Annotated in this window: 16 protein-coding genes; 7 read left to right on the top strand and 9 right to left on the bottom strand. The window is 66.8% G+C overall.

Translation table 11 applies throughout. The features are described from left to right. Nucleotides 1–98: 98 nt before the first annotated feature. The gene (locus tag OHA42_RS02520; protein ID WP_406234227.1) at nucleotides 99–1,388 is read right to left on the bottom strand and encodes an adenylosuccinate synthase; all 1,290 of its coding nucleotides are present in this window, start codon (nucleotides 1,386–1,388) and stop codon (nucleotides 99–101) included. A 287-nt stretch (nucleotides 1,389–1,675) separates the two neighbouring features. On the opposite strand from OHA42_RS02520, the gene OHA42_RS02525 reads away from it, so the two are divergent. After that, on the top strand, nucleotides 1,676–2,335 hold the full coding sequence (locus OHA42_RS02525; RefSeq protein ID WP_406234229.1) for a hypothetical protein: 660 nt from the start codon (nucleotides 1,676–1,678) through the stop codon (nucleotides 2,333–2,335). After that, a complete protein-coding gene (locus OHA42_RS02530) occupies nucleotides 2,332–3,120 on the top strand; it encodes a site-2 protease family protein (RefSeq protein ID WP_406234231.1) in 789 nt (262 codons plus the stop codon). The genes OHA42_RS02525 and OHA42_RS02530 overlap by 4 nt, the downstream gene beginning before the upstream one ends. A gap of 315 nt (nucleotides 3,121–3,435) precedes the next feature. On the opposite strand, the gene OHA42_RS02535 is transcribed toward OHA42_RS02530, so the two are convergent. From OHA42_RS02535 to OHA42_RS02550, 4 genes are all read right to left on the bottom strand, one after another. Continuing rightward, nucleotides 3,436–4,548, bottom strand: a complete 1,113-nt coding sequence (locus OHA42_RS02535) for an FUSC family protein (protein WP_406234233.1) — start codon at nucleotides 4,546–4,548, stop codon at nucleotides 3,436–3,438. 43 nt (nucleotides 4,549–4,591) lie between these two features. Further along, the gene (locus OHA42_RS02540; protein ID WP_328406975.1) at nucleotides 4,592–5,041 is read right to left on the bottom strand and encodes a DUF3151 domain-containing protein; all 450 of its coding nucleotides are present in this window, start codon (nucleotides 5,039–5,041) and stop codon (nucleotides 4,592–4,594) included. Nucleotides 5,042–5,193: 152 nt separating this feature from the next. After that, nucleotides 5,194–5,535 carry a hypothetical protein gene (locus OHA42_RS02545; protein ID WP_406234235.1) on the bottom strand — a complete coding sequence of 114 codons (342 nt, stop codon included), beginning with the start codon at nucleotides 5,533–5,535 and terminating at the stop codon, nucleotides 5,194–5,196. 186 nt (nucleotides 5,536–5,721) lie between these two features. Further along, a complete protein-coding gene (locus OHA42_RS02550; protein ID WP_406234237.1) occupies nucleotides 5,722–6,141 on the bottom strand; it encodes a hypothetical protein in 420 nt (139 codons plus the stop codon). Between OHA42_RS02550 and OHA42_RS02555 the strand changes: the two genes are divergently transcribed. Continuing rightward, nucleotides 6,122–7,582 carry a hypothetical protein gene (locus tag OHA42_RS02555; protein WP_406234239.1) on the top strand — a complete coding sequence of 487 codons (1,461 nt, stop codon included), beginning with the start codon at nucleotides 6,122–6,124 and terminating at the stop codon, nucleotides 7,580–7,582. The two genes, OHA42_RS02550 and OHA42_RS02555, sit on opposite strands and share 20 nt — an antisense overlap. A 78-nt stretch (nucleotides 7,583–7,660) precedes the next feature. After that, a complete protein-coding gene (locus OHA42_RS02560) occupies nucleotides 7,661–8,722 on the top strand; it encodes a fused (3R)-hydroxyacyl-ACP dehydratase subunits HadA/HadB (RefSeq protein WP_406234241.1) in 1,062 nt (353 codons plus the stop codon). Nucleotides 8,723–8,744: 22 nt separating this feature from the next. Here OHA42_RS02560 and OHA42_RS02565 read toward each other — a convergent pair whose 3' ends face one another. Both OHA42_RS02565 and OHA42_RS02570 read right to left on the bottom strand, forming a co-directional pair. Further along, the gene (locus OHA42_RS02565; RefSeq protein ID WP_406234243.1) at nucleotides 8,745–10,202 is read right to left on the bottom strand and encodes a DUF4185 domain-containing protein; all 1,458 of its coding nucleotides are present in this window, start codon (nucleotides 10,200–10,202) and stop codon (nucleotides 8,745–8,747) included. Between the two features lie 175 nt (nucleotides 10,203–10,377). Further along, a complete protein-coding gene (locus OHA42_RS02570) occupies nucleotides 10,378–11,325 on the bottom strand; it encodes a zinc-binding alcohol dehydrogenase family protein (RefSeq protein ID WP_406234244.1) in 948 nt (315 codons plus the stop codon). Between the two features lie 88 nt (nucleotides 11,326–11,413). Between OHA42_RS02570 and OHA42_RS02575 the strand changes: the two genes are divergently transcribed. Both OHA42_RS02575 and OHA42_RS02580 read left to right on the top strand, forming a co-directional pair. Continuing rightward, nucleotides 11,414–11,869, top strand: coding sequence for a MarR family winged helix-turn-helix transcriptional regulator (locus tag OHA42_RS02575; protein WP_406234246.1), 456 nt, complete (start codon nucleotides 11,414–11,416; stop codon nucleotides 11,867–11,869). A 135-nt stretch (nucleotides 11,870–12,004) separates the two neighbouring features. Beyond that, nucleotides 12,005–12,340, top strand: coding sequence for an excalibur calcium-binding domain-containing protein (locus OHA42_RS02580; RefSeq protein ID WP_406234248.1), 336 nt, complete (start codon nucleotides 12,005–12,007; stop codon nucleotides 12,338–12,340). Here OHA42_RS02580 and OHA42_RS02585 read toward each other — a convergent pair. Beyond that, the gene (locus OHA42_RS02585; RefSeq protein ID WP_406234249.1) at nucleotides 12,334–13,452 is read right to left on the bottom strand and encodes a BTAD domain-containing putative transcriptional regulator; all 1,119 of its coding nucleotides are present in this window, start codon (nucleotides 13,450–13,452) and stop codon (nucleotides 12,334–12,336) included. The two genes, OHA42_RS02580 and OHA42_RS02585, sit on opposite strands and share 7 nt — an antisense overlap. A 30-nt stretch (nucleotides 13,453–13,482) precedes the next feature. Next, nucleotides 13,483–14,517: a class II fructose-bisphosphate aldolase gene (fbaA, locus tag OHA42_RS02590; RefSeq protein ID WP_406239013.1), complete on the bottom strand. Its 1,035-nt coding sequence runs from the start codon at nucleotides 14,515–14,517 to the stop codon at nucleotides 13,483–13,485. A gap of 556 nt (nucleotides 14,518–15,073) precedes the next feature. Between fbaA and OHA42_RS02595 the strand changes: the two genes are divergently transcribed. Further along, nucleotides 15,074–15,724: a DedA family protein gene (locus OHA42_RS02595; RefSeq protein ID WP_406239015.1), complete on the top strand. Its 651-nt coding sequence runs from the start codon at nucleotides 15,074–15,076 to the stop codon at nucleotides 15,722–15,724. The last annotated feature ends 8 nt before the right edge of the window (nucleotides 15,725–15,732 follow it).

Consider the following 15,732-nt stretch of genomic DNA (forward strand, 5'->3'; position numbering starts at 1 on the left):
AACTGCCACAGCAATTCAGACGGTTTTCGTCCCTGGTTGGCGCGGGCGGACAGAGTCAGCCCACACCGCGCCGAACCGAGTACAGACCGGTCAGCCGCTCAGGCCAACACGTCGTGGCGGACAATTGTCTGATCACGGCCCGGGCCGACACCGATGCACGAAATACGTGCACCGGAGAGTTCCTCCAGCCGTAGCACGTATGCCTGCGCGTTGGCGGGCAGTTCCTCGAAAGTTTTGGCCTGCGAAATATCTTCCCACCAGCCGGGCATTTCTTCGTAAATCGGCTTGGCGTGATGGAATTCGGTCTGCGTGGTCGGCATCTGTTCGACCCGCTCGCCGTCGATCTCATAGGCGACGCAGATCGGCACGGTCTCCAGGCTGGAGAGCACATCGAGCTTGGTGAGGAAGTAGTCGGTGACGCCGTTGACCCGGGTCGCGTAGCGGGCGATGACCGCATCGAACCAGCCGCAACGGCGGGCCCGGCCGGTGGTCACGCCGACCTCGCCGCCCTGCTTGGCCAGGAACTCACCGTAGTTGTCGAACAGCTCGGTCGGGAACGGGCCCGAGCCGACGCGGGTGGTGTAGCACTTGAGGATGCCGAGCACCGTGTTGATCTTGTTGGGCCCGACGCCCGCGCCGACGGCAGCGCCGCCGGAGGTCGGGTTGGACGAGGTCACGTACGGGTAAGTGCCGTGATCGACATCGAGCAGAGTGCCCTGCGAGCCCTCGAGCAGCACGGTCTCACCCCGCTCCAGGGCTAGATTCAACTGCAGTCGGGTGTCGGCGATGCGATGCTTGAAGCTCTCCGCCTGCTCCAGCACCTCGTCGACGACCTGCTGCGGATCGAGGGCGCGACGGTTGTAGATCTTCACAAGAACCTGGTTCTTGAACTCCAGGGCCGCTTCGACCTTCTGGGTGAGGATCTTCTCGTCGAGCACATCGGCGACCCGGACGCCGACCCTCGCAACCTTGTCCTGATAGCACGGGCCGATGCCGCGACCGGTGGTGCCTATCTTCTTGTTGCCGAGGAAGCGCTCGGTGACCTTATCGATGGCCACGTGGTACGGCATGATCAGGTGCGCGTCGGCCGAGAGCAGCAGACCCGAGGTGTCGACGCCGCGCTCCTCCAGTCCGGCCAGCTCCGCGAGCAGCACGCCGGGATCGACGACGACGCCGTTGCCGATGACGTTGGTCACGCCAGGGGTGAGGATGCCGGAGGGAATCAGGTGCAGCGCGAACTTGTCGCCGTTGGGCAACACCACGGTATGGCCGGCGTTATTGCCGCCCTGGTACCGGACCACCCATTGCAACCTGCCACCGAGCAGATCGGTTGCTTTGCCCTTACCCTCGTCGCCCCATTGGGCGCCGATCAGGACGATTGCCGGCATTGTCTCGTCTCCTACGGTTCGACGCGCAACACCCCGGGGGATGGCAGCCGACGGAGTCGGCGGGGCGGGAAAAGCCCTGTGTTGCAGCTACCTGCCGTATTGAGGCGGTGGCCGGAAGCACAGTCTAGCCGAAGCACCGACAGCGGCAGCGAACCGGTTCAGCCCGTAGGCTTGGCGACCGTGTCACCAAAGCCGTACGCGGCTAGGGTGACACCCGAAGCGGACCAAAAGCAGGGGGTTCGCGGAAACCGACGGTCGTCGGCCGGACCAGGAGGGTGTACCGCAGTTTGAGTACCCACGTTCTCCGTTGCGACGGCGCACCGGTACCCATCGCTCTCGCATCGTTACCGAACTCCCAGACCTCTGCCATTCCGGATACCGGCCACATCGATGCGCTGCTGCCCGTGCTCGCCGCCGACAGCCTGCCCCGACTGATCGTGCTCGGCGCCGATGCCGCACTTGCCGCAGTACTGACCCACTTGATGCGGACCGAACGGTTGCACGTGGAGATCGGTTACGTGCCGGTCGACAAGACCTACGGCTCCCGCGCCTACCAGACCGGCACCGGCAATGCGGCGGCCAAGCGGGCACTGGGGGGTAGGGCCAAGGAAACGCCGCTGATCCGCGACGACACCGGCACCGTGCTGGTCGGGCGGGCGACGATCACCGGCCCCGGCGGCGACAAGCTGGAGGGCGAGGCCTACGTGGACGACACCTTGCTGTTTTCCGGCACAGTGAAGGCCATGCACATTTCGCCGACGCTGGAGATGCCCGGCGTTCGCGCTGCCGTCCGGAAGGGCATACGCAAGCGCCGCTGGGTGGCGGGCCGTGCCGCACAGCTCGGCACCCCCGGTGCGGTGGTGACCCGTGACGGCATCGCCAACGACCGCGTCGTACCGCGCTCGACGTTCTATCGACATCACGAACCCTGGCTATTGGTCCGATGAACCGTTCGTTCCCCAAGGGTCGGCGCTCCGGTCTCGGCGCAGTCCGGCCGAGCCCTATCTTCCTGCTCGTCGTCGCGATCACCGTGGCAGGCGGCGTCTTGGCCTGGGGCGCCGAGCTCGATTCGACGCGGGCAAAGTTCGGCGTGTTCGTGTTGGTGCTGTTCGGCTGGATCATCACCGTCTGCCTGCACGAGTTCGCACACGCCTTCACGGCATGGCGGGCGGGCGACAACGAGGTCGAGCTGCGCGGCTACCTCACGCTGAATCCACTCAAATACAGCCACCCGCTGCTGTCGATCGTGCTGCCGATGGTGTTCATCGCACTCGGCGGCATCGGCCTGCCCGGTGGCGCGGTCTACGTGCGAGCAGCCGACTTCAGCCCACGCACCCAGCGACTCATCAGCGGCGCAGGGCCTGCGACGAACGCGTTCTGCGCGGTCGTGCTGCTGGCGATAGTGCGCCTGCTCGGCAGCGCGCAGTCCCATCCCGCGTTCTGGTACGGGCTCAGCTTCCTGGCGTTCCTGCAAGTCACCGCAGCGCTTTTGAACATCCTGCCGATCCCGGGAACCGACGGCTACGGGATTCTCGAGCCGTCGCTGAGCTATCAAACCCGGCGTTCGCTCGACCAGTTCAAGCCGTTCGGCATGCTGATCCTGTTCGCGCTGCTTTTCACGCCTGAAATCAACAGGGTGTTCTTCGACGCGGTCTATGCCTTGTACGAATTGTCCGGCGTCCCGTCCGACTGGTCGCGTTTCGGCAGTTTCCTGACTCGCTTCTGGACCTGACGCTCGGGGCCGAGCATGCGCCCCGCGATCGACCGCGCAGGTCGCCCGGTCCGAATGCCAGGACCGGGCGACCGATCCCCGCCGATCGCGGCGCGCCCGGCCGGCCACCACACCGAATGGCCGGTTGAGCGTGCACAGTCGTGCGAAGTGGTGCACCGCAACACCCCTCGTACTGCGGTTACCACTACACGCTATGACCGGCAGTGCGCGGGAACACGAGTAGCGGACTACTCCAAGCTCAGCATTCGGACACAGGCGGGTGGTGCGGCACGCTCGCAGATCGATCGAATGTCCGAAATCCGCTGAGTAGTCCGGTCATTCCGCCGGCGGCACGTGCGGATGCGGCACCGTCGGCGGCAGCAGCGCCATGGCGGAAATACGCTGCATGCCGCACACCTGCATCAGGTCGACCACCATCGAACGCACCTGCGCGAACACCACGTGTGCCGAAAGCCCAGCGCCCGCAACGAGTTCCGGCCGCGCACTCTTGGCGACCGAGCGCAGCACCCGCGCCGCCTCGGCCTGGTCGGGCTGATCGCCCGGGTCGGCGAGCATCATCCGACGCACCACATCGACGGCCTGCGCGAGTCGCTCGACCAGGTCGATCAGCCGCGGGTCGAGGATTTCGTCGTCCTGCACCAGCGTGAGCGAACGGCGCAGCAGCACCCTGGTGTTGCGGATCGCGTTGTCCAGCGGGTCGGCGGTGGCCCGGATGCGTTCCAGGCGCGTGCGCGAATTCCAGTACAGCGGCGAGATCCTGCTGATCTCCCTGCCGCCCTCCAGGGTTGAGCGCAGACCATCGATCTGCGGCTGCGTCGCGCGGGCCGAGTCCAGTACCGCGCGGATCTTGTCCGCGTCCTGCTCGAGCAGGCCGTCCGCGCATTCGGTGAGCGATTTGCCCATCACCGCAAGAACTTCCGCGGCCTGCTCTCGGGCCCTGCGCACCGGATGCAAAGGAATCGACGCAACGACGACCACACCGACCAGCCCGCCGACCAACGCGTCGATCATGCGCGAGAAACCACCGCCTGCCGATGGCGGCAGCAATGTCGCGACCAGCACAGCGGAGCTGGCGGCCTGCATGGAGATGATCGAGCCACCGTCGAGAAACACCGTCGCCGCCATCGCGACGGCCACCACCAGAGCGATCTGCCAGACCCCGGTGCCCGCGCGGGTGATGAACAGATCGCCGATGCCGATGCCGACCGCGACGCCGACCACCAACTCCACCGACCGGCGCAGCCGGGCGCCGAAGGAGATGCCGATCGACACCACGGCCGCGGTCGGTGCGAAGAACGGAATTTTATGGCCGATGACGTTGTGCGCGATAAACCAGGCAAGCGCCGCGCCGACAGCACACTGGACGATCGGCAGCGCGGACAGTCGTAGCCGCCGCCAGGAGCTGCGCAGCCGGTCCATACTGCTCATCCGCGCAACGTCCACGCGGGAGTTCAGGTCGAACAACTACGACTCAGTCCAGGCCGAGCTCGGACGCGGCACGTGGGTCACAGTCCTCCAGCAGATCCAGGCAGCGAGCGTATTCCTCGGTCTCGCCGATCGCACGCGCCGCCTTGGCCAGCGCGCCGACGCACCGCAGGAAGCCCTGGTTGGGTTCGTGGCTCCACGGCACCGGACCGAAACCCTTCCACCCGTTGCGACGCAACAGGTCGAGGCCGCGGTGGTAGCCGGTGCGGGCGAAGGCGTACGCGGCAACGATGTCGTGATTGACCACCGCCGCGGCGTCGTCGCTGCCACCCCGGGCCAGCGCGGCCTCCGCGAGGTGGGCCCACGCGATCGAGGCCGCGGGATGGGCGGCCGCGACCTGTACGGGGTCGACCTTGTCGAGCAAGGCCTCCTCCGCTTCGGAGTTTTCGGGCAGGAGTACCGGTTGCGGTCCGAGCAGGTCACCGAACGAGGTCATGTGGATCATTGTGCACCCGGTGGGGCGAAGTGCGGCGACAGGGGAATCACCAGCGACGGGCAGAAGCCGACGGACCAGTAAAGACGGACTACCTCCGGGTGCGCCTATTAGGCTGACCGTCGAGTTCAACAGTTCCGCGTGAGCGAGGGGTATCAGTTGTCCGACCCGAACGACAAGAAGAATCCGGCGCAAGGTAGCGCCGGTGCCGCCGACCAGGCCGCGGACGCCGCGCGCCCGGACGCGCCCGCGGAACGGACATCCGCCTCGGATACCGCGCAGAGCGGCACAGCCGCCGCACCGACCCAGCCCCTGTCCACCAAGGCTGCCGAGAAGCAGTCGGGAACCTCGGCTCGAACGGATACCTCCGGTACGTCGGGCAAGTCCGGCACGTCCGAAGAATCCGATGGTGGGAAGGACGCCGTCGCCGCCACGACATCGGCCGCCACGGCAACGTCTGCGCCGACCGTTGGGACACCGGCGGCACCAACCCCCACGACACCATCTGTGCCGTCCGCCGGAACGAAATCCGCACCAACCCCCGCAACACCGTCCGTGCCGCCCGCCGGAACGAAATCCGCACCAACCCCCGCAACACCGTCCGTGCCGCCCGCCGGAACGAAATCCGCACCAACCCCCGCAACACCGTCCGTGCCGCCCGCCGGAACGCAATCCGCACCAACTCAATCCGCACCAACTGTTGAGACACCGTCCGTGCCGTCCGCTGCGACACCGGCCACACCGGCCGCTGCAACGTCCGACCGGCCTGACACTCCGACGCCGGGCGGGCCCGGCAAGCCTGCCGACCCAACTCCGGAAACCACACCCATCCCGTCTGCTTCCAGCAAGTCTGCGGACGCGAACCCGAAATCCGAGCCGGAAACGACACCGATCAAGTCGGGCGAATCGGCGTCGGGCCAGGCGGCGAGCGAATCCGCGTCGGAGAAGACCGCAGACGAATCCACTTCCGGCAAAGCCGCGAGCAAACCCGCGTCCAGCACTGCGTCTTCTGGTGCAGCGTCGGGCACAGCGGCATCGGGCGCACCCGACGCGGAGACGATTCCCGGCCGTCCGATCCAATCCGTGTCCGCTACCGCAGGCACGAACACCGCAGCGTCCGCCGAAGCCGCCGGCCCCGCCACAGCAGGCGCCACGAAGTCCACCTCCGAGGCCGCCAGCGGTGGCAGTGCCGGCGGCGGTGACGACCGAACCACCGTTATCCGAGGCGACAGCTCGGCGAGCCGGACGCCGGCCGACGCCGCCGCTCCAGCCGCCGGCCCCGATGCGGAAACCGCGGTGATCAAGCGTGACGCCTCGGCGAGTCGATCAGGGTCCGATGCCGAGACAACCGATGAGGCACAACGCGCGGCCGCTGCGGCAGAACTGGCCGATTCCAGCGCGGCGACCGTCGTGATGCGCAGGGCGACCCCGGCAAACAAGCCCGCTGATGGCGACGCGTCCTCCGACGCACCCGCGGATATCGCGGCCGCCGATGCCAAGACCGTCTCCTTGCCGACGGCGACCCCGGCAGCCGACAAATCGGCGACCGACAAACCACAGGAGGCCGGTCCCGACGAGCCGAATATCGCGGGCGCCGACGCGCAGACCGTCGCGATGCGGATCGTCCCCAACCCGGCAGACGACGCCAAGACCACGGCGATACCGATCCAGAAGCGCGCCGACAGCGACGCGACCCAGCGGATGCAGACTCCCGGAGCCGGTAGAAAGCCCGGCACCGACCGTGTCACGTCGCCATCCGGCCGTCCGGCCCCGATCACCAGGCCGCCGAGCACGCCTCGGCCCGCGTCCGGCCCGAAACAACCCGCAGCGCAAGGTTCTTCGGCACCACCGCAGAACGCACCCGGCACGCCGCCGACCGAGCAGACCCAACCGTCGCCACCGCGTCCGATCGCCACCCCTCGACGGGTCAACTCGGCGCCGTCACCGGCGGATATGCAGGTGACCCGCCCGGGGCAATCGCTGTCCGGCCCGCCCGCGGCCCCGCGCCCGCCGCAGCCGCGCCAGATCGCCCCGCCGCAGCGCATCACGCCACCCGCTCAGCCGCAGCCGGCTGCCGCCGAGCCCGTAGCGCCGGCCGGACGCTCGAAGCGTTGGCCCACCTCGATGCTTGCCGCGGCGGCGCTCGTCGTCGTGGCGCTCATCACGTTGGCGGTGGTGCTCATCAGCAATTCCCGCAACAACACCCCGGAGGCCAAGGTCCGCAGCGCCATCTCCGATTACACCCAGGCCTTGAAGACCGGCGACCTGACAACGCTGCAGGACACCACATGCGGTCCGCTGCACGAGTTCTACAAGAACATCCCGACCGATCAATTCGAGGGTGTGCACCAATTGTCGGTGGAGCGCAAGAACATTCCGGTGGTGGACAGCGTCGACGCGATCCGGATCACCGACAACACCGCGATCGCGCAGGCCACCGTCTATACCGAGGGCGATCGCGCCAAGCGGTCGGCGCGGACCTTCGATCTGGAACGCACCGACGCTGGCTGGAAGGTCTGCGATCCACCGACCGCGACGCCGTAGCAGGGCCACACCAAGGCGGTGCCGGACGTCACATTGACCTGGTCAAGGGACCGGTTGGCCAGTAGCATGGCCCGGATCATGGGCACGGAACAGACAATCGCACACCCGGAATCGGATGTTGTGGCGCAGACACCGACGCAGGCTGGACGACGATTCCGCAGCCGCGACCATTACGTAGTGGGCCGGGAGAAGGTCCGCGAGTTCGCGCGCGCCGTCCAGGCCCAGCACGGCGCGCACCTGCGGGAGCCCGATGCGCGCAAGCTGGGCTATGACGGCATCATCGCGCCGCCGACCTTCTCCTCGGTCATCGGCATCACCGCGACACGCGCGCTGCTCGATTCGGTACTCACCGAGTACGACCTCTCCCAGATCCTGCAGACCGACCAGGTCTTCGAGATCGTGCGGCCGATCCTCGCGGGCGACCGGCTCACCACCGAGATCGTGATCGAATCGATCCGGCAGTTCGGTGACAACGATTTCATCCTGGTCGGCTTCGCGCTGACCGACCAGCACGGCGCGGTCGTGCAGACCGGATCGACCACGATCGTCGCGCGCCGCGGCGTCGAGGTCGACACGAATATCGCCGAGACGGTGGAGAGCATCGTGATGCACGCCGTCCCGCTGACCACCCCCGCGGCAGCCAAGAGCTCACTCATCTCCCTCGACACCGACGACGCCGAGCCTGCGCGCCTCTCGCCGCCGAGCGCACTCGTGCTCAGCCTGCCCGACTTCGACCAGCTGTCGGTCGGCGATCAGCTCCCGGCCGGTAGCGCCGAGGTGACTCGTGGCGACCTGGCCAACTATGCAGGCGTCTCGGGTGATCCCAACCCGATCCACTTCAGCGAGCAGGCCGCAACGCTGGCCGGGCTGCCGACCGTGGTGGCGCACGGGATGCTCACCATGGGTCTTGCCTCCGGCTACCTGACCTCGTGGGTCGGTGATCCGACCGCGATCGAGAAGTTCAGCGTGCGGTTCTCGGGGTTTGTTCCGGTGACGAGCGATGCGCCGAGCACGATCGAATTCACCGGCAAGATCAAGTCCTTGAATCCGGCGCGGCGGACCGCGACGGTCATGATGGCGGGCACCTCGGAGGGGCGCAAGCTCTTCGGGCGCGCCATTGCCGAGATCCGATTCGCCTGAGAAGCAGGACTTTTCGCGCGAATCACTCCACCGTGGCGTGCATCAGATAGACATTATAGTCGCTCCAGGTCGAAATATTGAGGTACAAGTCCGAACCCGAGGACCACGGGTGGATGAAGCCGCCGTAGAGCTCCGGGTAGGCCCGCGCCGTCACCGTCGGCGTGCTCTCGGACCACTCCCCCTGCGGTGAATCCGATTCGCGGATAACAACGGCCGCCTTCGCCGTCTCGAGATAGCTCATCTGCCAGATATTTCGTGCCGCGTCGAAGCGGACCGACAACTCACCGGCCGGCGCATCGACAATCGGAGTGGCGGCGGCGAATCCACCGACCGGCGTCCACTGTCCGTCACGCCAATACTGATACGCGGTGGTGTTGAGGATCTGGTCCTTCGGCACCCTGGCCAGGCCGACCGCGCCGAGGCGGGTGTTGGGCGTGCCGAACACGTAGACGTGGTCGCCGTGCGGCACCATCGCACTGACCTGGAAGTTCGCGAGGCCGAAGATATTGTCCCAGCGCGCGTACGGGTCCTTGGTCCAGGTTTGGCCGTGATCGTCGGAGTAGGCGATGCCGCCGTAGTTGGTGAAGAAGGTGCCCGGGATGCTGTTCCAGGTGCGAATTGCCATGTAGCTCAGGTACTGCCGGTCACCGATGGCGAATCCGGAGGTCGGAATCGTGGTCACCTCGACATTGTCGAGCTTGCGACTGGACAGTACTTCGGCTGCGTGGCAACGATCGTCGGTCACCATCCGGTCGTATGTCATACCGTCGGAGAGATCCCGATCGGTGCTGAAGGCCAGCACATTACTGCGCCAGTCCGTGCCCATCCCGCCGGGCGGGTGGAACCCGCGCCCGACCGTGTCACCGAAGGCGGTCGCGATCTCCCCCGGTGCGCTCTCCCACATGATGCCGAGGTCGGTCCCGTCCACCTGCCACCGCTTGTCGGTGCGGTTGACCGAGTTCGCACCGGTCTCCTTGGCCACCTCGCGCACCGCACCGACTCGTGGCGCACGACGCTGCGGTGTTTGCGCGGCGGGTTCGGTCGGCGGATCGACCCGAGCGGGCCGCGGCTGCACGGACCCCGGTTGCGCTCCTGGTCCGGGAACCGCGAAGTGGAAAGGCTTGAGGCTCAACAGAACTTCCGGAATCCCGAGCCGACTGGCCAGACCGGGTGGCGGCACCGGCCCGTCGGTGAGATCCGGACACGGGTTGGTGCACGGATCGGCGGGCAGTTCCATCACGACCCGCTTGGGCGCAGGCTCCGGCAGCTGCGGCGGAAGCACAGTGACCACCGGATATGGAATCGGCACCTCGATCGTCTTCGGCACCAGCGGCTCATGGGTGGCCACCGGATCGCCCACGCACGGCCCGACTCCCACCGCATTCGCCTCGGGCACCGCCACAGCAGCCCGCTCAGCGCACACCAACACCCCCGCCCCCACAACGACAGCACCGAGTACAGCCACCAGTCGCCCAGCCATAGCCACCCCTCGACATCCCTCGGAGTACCCGCCACCAGCGAACGACCATACCCGCCACACCCGATTGGACATGCGCGACTTTCCGATCACCGAAGGTATTTGCGCCAGGCAGCGCAGTTACCGATCCAGCGCGGGACACGCGACGGGGAGTCCCGGCCGGATCGGCGACCGGGACTCACCCGATGTGGACGATGCTCTTGCCTCGGGTCGCTCCATCTTCCAGGTGGGCGATCGCGGTCTCGACATCGGCGAGGGCGTATTCGGCGGTGATGTCGATGCGCACCGCCCCGTCGGCGACCAGGGTCATGGCGCGGGCGGCGCTGTCGGCCAACCGCTTCGGGTTGATCTGGCTGGCCAGGTTGCTGTTGTAGGTCAGCAGCGACTGGCCCTGCATCAGCAGGTCATTGGCCGACACCGTGACCGGTTCGAAGGTGGCGATGTTGCCGTAAACCACGATCCGGCCGTGCGGCGCCAACCGCGCCAGATTTGCGACCCGAGTTGCGCCGCCGATCGGATCGAGGATCGCATCGAACTTCTCCTCGCCCAGCGCATCGGGGAACTCTTCCCGCACAAGCACCTCGTGGTAGCCGAACTGGCGCGCGTAATCGACCTGTCCGGCATTGCCGACCACCCCGACGATCCGCTCCGCACCCGCGAGCGCGGCGAACTGCCCGGCCAGCGAGCCGACACCACCGGCGGCGGCATGGATCAGGACACTGTCCCCGGCCCGCACCCCGGCAACCGAGTTGATCAGGTCGTAGGCGGTCGGCGCGACCCACCCGAACCCCGCGGCATCGCGCAGGCCGACCCCGGCGGCGTTGATCGCCAGCACGGCCGGCGCGATCACCACCTCGGCGTAACCGCCCCCGCCGATCAGCGCGATCACCTGCTCGCCGATCCGCGTCTCGTCCACGCCGTCGCCGACCGCGACGATCAAACCAGCCGCTTCGAAGCCCGGCACGAACGGGCGCGGGATCGGGAAATGCCCCGCCCGGACCAGCACATCACCGTACTGCACCCCCGCGTAGGCGACCCGGATCGCGACCTCGCCCGGCCCGGGCACCGGCTCAGCCACCTCGGAGATGCGGAATTGGTCATCGGCGCCCAGAACAACAGCCTTCATCACATTCAACCTTCTGTGTCAACTCAGTATCCTGATACTCAGAACTAAAGCATTGTCAGGTAACTGAGTCAACTTAGGGAGTTGTGACATGGTGGACGTGCCCGTCGGGGAATACGTGTGCACCCGGATCCGTCGCGCCGAGCAGGCGCTGATGGCCCACCACGAAGCGGTGCTGCGCGGCTACGGGCTGACCATGACCCAGTACACGGTGCTACTGACCCTGTCCCGGGAGGACAGCATGTCCGGCGCCCAGCTGGCCCGCGCGTGCGGAGTCACCCAGCAGAGCATGGCCACCGTGTTGACCGGGATGCAGAACAAGGGGGTCATCGATCGCAAACCGTCTCCCCTGCATGCGAAAGTCATGATCGCCAGTCTCACCCCGGCCGGCCTCGACCTGCTCGATCACGCCTACCAGGAGGTCATCGTGCTCGAACGCGCGCTGACCGACCGATTCACCTCCGACGAGCACAAGCTGTTCTGCGAATTCCTCGACCGCGCCACCGCCGCCCTGATCGAGCAGACACCCACAGCCCACACCAACTGACAATCCCACCCGCCACGGACCTGTGGGGAAATCCGCTGTCCGCCAGCGTGTGAGAACTCCGAAGACCTACCCGGCCACTGATACCCCGACCGAATCATCAGGCGCAGACACCGCGTTCAGCGCAGGATGGAAGGCGTGAACATCTCACTGATCCACCGCCACGGGCTCGCCACATTCGGCGTTGCCTGTCTGCTGGCCGCCGGGTCGGCGTTCATGCCGACCGCCGCTGCCGATCCACCGCAGGCCGCCGCCATATCCGGGCCGGATGATTCGCATCCGATACCGAGCTATCGGCCGGGGCCGAAAGGGAACAATGTGCCACCGCCGAAGGAGCCGGCGCCGGAGGAACCCTGGTACTACGCGAACTGCGATCAGGCGCGGGCCGAGGGCAGGCTGCCGTTGTATCGGGGGATGCCGGGGTATGCGCCGTATCTCGACCCGGACGGCGACGGGGTCGCCTGCGACTACTGAACGGCCTGGAAGACCAGGAGGGTGGTGCCGATTCGGATGATGTCGGCATCGGCCAGCAGGGCGCCGGTCTCGATCGGCTCGTCGTTGACGAAGACGCCGTTGGCCGAATGCAGGTCCTTGATCAGCAGGCCGGCCCGGCTCGGCATGATGTGCGCGTGGTAGCGGCTGGCCTTGGGGTCCTCGAGCACCAGGTCGTTGTCGGTCATCCGGCCGATCCGCAAACCGCCGTGGCCGATCGCGAGCACCCGGCCGTCGGCTATCCGCAGCTGGCCGCTGCGCACCGCACGCGGCATCTCGGTGACCGTCTCGGTCATCGCTGCGGCCATTCGCTCCGTGCGCTTGAGTTCGGCCGTGCTGAGCGGTTCCTGACGCAACACCCGCTGCTCGAGATCGACCACCATCGGGCCGGGATCGATACCGAGCTCCTCGGCCAGCACCGCGCGCACCCGGCGGCAGGCGTCGAGCGCGTCGGCCTGCCGACCGGACAGGTACAGCGCGGTGATCAACTGCCCCCACAGCGGCTCCCGCAACGGATGCTCCGTCGTCATGGCAACCAGCTCACCGATCACCGAAGAAGCACGTCCACAGGCGATTTCGGCATCGATGCGTGCCGCGGCGGCCTGCAGCCGCTCCTCGTCCATCGCGGTGGCGAAACCGTCGGCGAACTGCAGCCCGGCCAGATCGGCCAGCGCGCGACCACTCCACTCACGCAGCGCGGTGCCGAACAACTGCGCGGCGCCGGTGTGATCGCCGACCTCCGCACAGCGTGCACCCGCATCCCGTGCCGCCTCGAAACGGCCGAGATCGCAGGCGTCCTCAGCGATTTCGAGGCGATAGCCCGATGATTCGGTGCGCAACACCGTGGCCGGATCCACACCCGAATTACGCAGTGCCTTACGGATATTCGAGACGAACACCTGCAGGCTCGCGGCGTAGGAATCGGGCGGATCCTCGTTCCACACCATGTCGGCCAACGCGGCAGAGGCCACCGCGCGCCGCCGATTCACAGTGAGCGCGGCAAGCAGCGCCCGCGGCTTGGGCCCGCCGACTGCCACCGGCTCACCACCGACGAGCAGCCGAACAGGCCCGAGCACACGCACATCAAGACTCATGAGCTGGGAGCCCCCGGGGGGTCGAGCGGGTCAGGCGCTGATCGACCGTCCCGCGGACTTCAGATCATTGCACGCCTCGAGAACGCGCGCCGCCATGGCGGACTCGCCCTTCTTCAGGTAGCTGCGCGGGTCGTAGACCTTCTTGTTGCCGACCTCGCCGTCGATCTTGAGCACACCGTCGTAGTTGGCGAACATGTGACCGGCGACCGGACGGGTGAAGGCGTACTGGGTGTCGGTGTCGACGTTCATCTTGACGACGCCGTACCGCAGCGAGTCGTCGATCTCCGACTTCAGCGAGCCCGATCCGCCGTGGAAGACGAAGTCGAAGGGCTGCGCGTCGGCGGCGAGACCGAGCTTGGCGGCGGCCACCCGCTGGCCCTCGGCCAGCACCTCGGGCTTGAGCACCACGTTGCCCGGCTTGTAGACACCGTGCACATTGCCGAAGGTCGCGGCGAGCATGTACTTGCCGTTCTCGCCCGCGCCGAGCGCGTCGATAGTCTTCTGGAAGTCTTCGGGCGAGGTGTAGAGCTTGTCGTTGATCTCGGCTTCGACACCGTCTTCTTCGCCGCCGACGACGCCGATCTCCGCCTCGAGGATGATGTTCGCCTGGGCGCACGCTTTGAGCAGCTCCTTGGCGATCTCCAGGTTCTCGTCGATCGGGATCGCGGAACCGTCCCACATGTGCGACTGGAACAGCGGGTTCTGCCCCGCGTTCACCCGCTCCTGGGAGATGGCGATCAGCGGGCGCACGAAGGTGTCCAGCTTGTCCTTGGGGCAGTGGTCGGTGTGCAGCGCGATGGTCACGTCGTAACGCGCAGCGATCACGTGCGCGAACTCGGCCAGCGCGACCGCACCGACGACCATGTCCTTGACACCCTGGCCGGAGGCGAATTCCGCACCACCGGTGGAGAACTGGATGATGCCGTCACTACCCGCGTCGGCGAAGCCCTTGATGGCCGCGTTGACGGTCTCGGAGGAGGTGCAGTTGATGGCGGGGAAGGCAAAGGAGTTCGCTTTGGCCCGACCGAGCATCTCGGCGTAGACCTCCGGAGTCGCGATGGGCACTGTGAAGACCTCCGTGTTGTGCGGCAATAGACAATTCTGTCAGGCCACAGCGTAGGCCAGCGACGTTTCGCGGTGTTTCACGGGCAAGACAATGCGTCCGGAAGGCCCGTTCCCGCCCCACCACCACGGAGCGAGTCTTACGAGCGACCGTTCGCGGCCCGTCTCGCGGCCGAGTGGCCGAAGTGCATGCGCCGCAGGCGCCGCAGATTCGATCCCCACCACCACGGAGCGAGTCTTACGAGCGACCGTTCGCGGCCCGTCTCGCGGCCGAGTGGCCGAAGTGCATGCGCCGCAGGCGCGAGTCTCGGCCGCTCGGCCGCGAGACCAAGGGGGCCGCGAACACGCAGCGCCGCAGGTGCTGCAGATTCGATACAGCATTCTCAGTTGAACCCGGTACTGTGGGCCGCGTAATTGCGCTGGCAGCTACCGACGCGGTGACACAACCCGCGTGACGATTAGCAAGTTGGCCAGCCGTACCCGGACAGGAGGCCGCGTGATTCTGCTCGCAGCGACAGAATCGGTAAGCAATGTTGCGCTGACCCAGCTGTTGGATCCGATGCATCTGCTCACCGAGACGTGGCTGAAGAACGCGGTTCTTCCAGCAATTCTGGTCATCGTCTTCATCGAGACCGGGCTGCTGTTCCCGATCCTGCCCGGCGATTCGCTGCTGTTCACCGGCGGTCTGCTCGCCGCGCAGACACCGAATCCGGTATCGATCTGGGTCCTGGTGCCCGCCGTTGCGATCACCGCGTTTGCGGGTGATCAGTGCGCCTACTGGATAGGCCGGGCCATCGGTCCCGCGCTGTTCCAGAAGGAAGACAGCCGATTCTTCAAGAAGCACTACGTCACGCAGACGCATGAATTCTTCGAGAAGCACGGGCCCAAGACGATCATCCTCGCGCGGTTCGTGCCGATCGTTCGTACTTTCATGCCGGTGCTGGCGGGCGTTTCCAAGATGGACTACCGCAAGTACGTCGCCTTCGACATCGTCGGCGCCATCCTGTGGGGCGGCGGCGTGACGGTGCTCGGCTACTTCCTGGGCAATGTCGGCGTCATCAAGGACCACGTCGAGGCGATCTTCCTGCTCATCGTGCTGATCTCGGTACTGCCCGGCATCTTCGCGGTGGCGAAGCGACTGCTGAACAAGGACGAGGCGCCCCGGCCCGACACCGAGTTGGCTGCCTCGGCGAACGAGCCAACCCACTGAGCCGGTGT

This window comes from Nocardia sp. NBC_01009 (assembly GCF_045208035.1).
Classification (GTDB): Bacteria; Actinomycetota; Actinomycetes; order Mycobacteriales; family Mycobacteriaceae; genus Nocardia.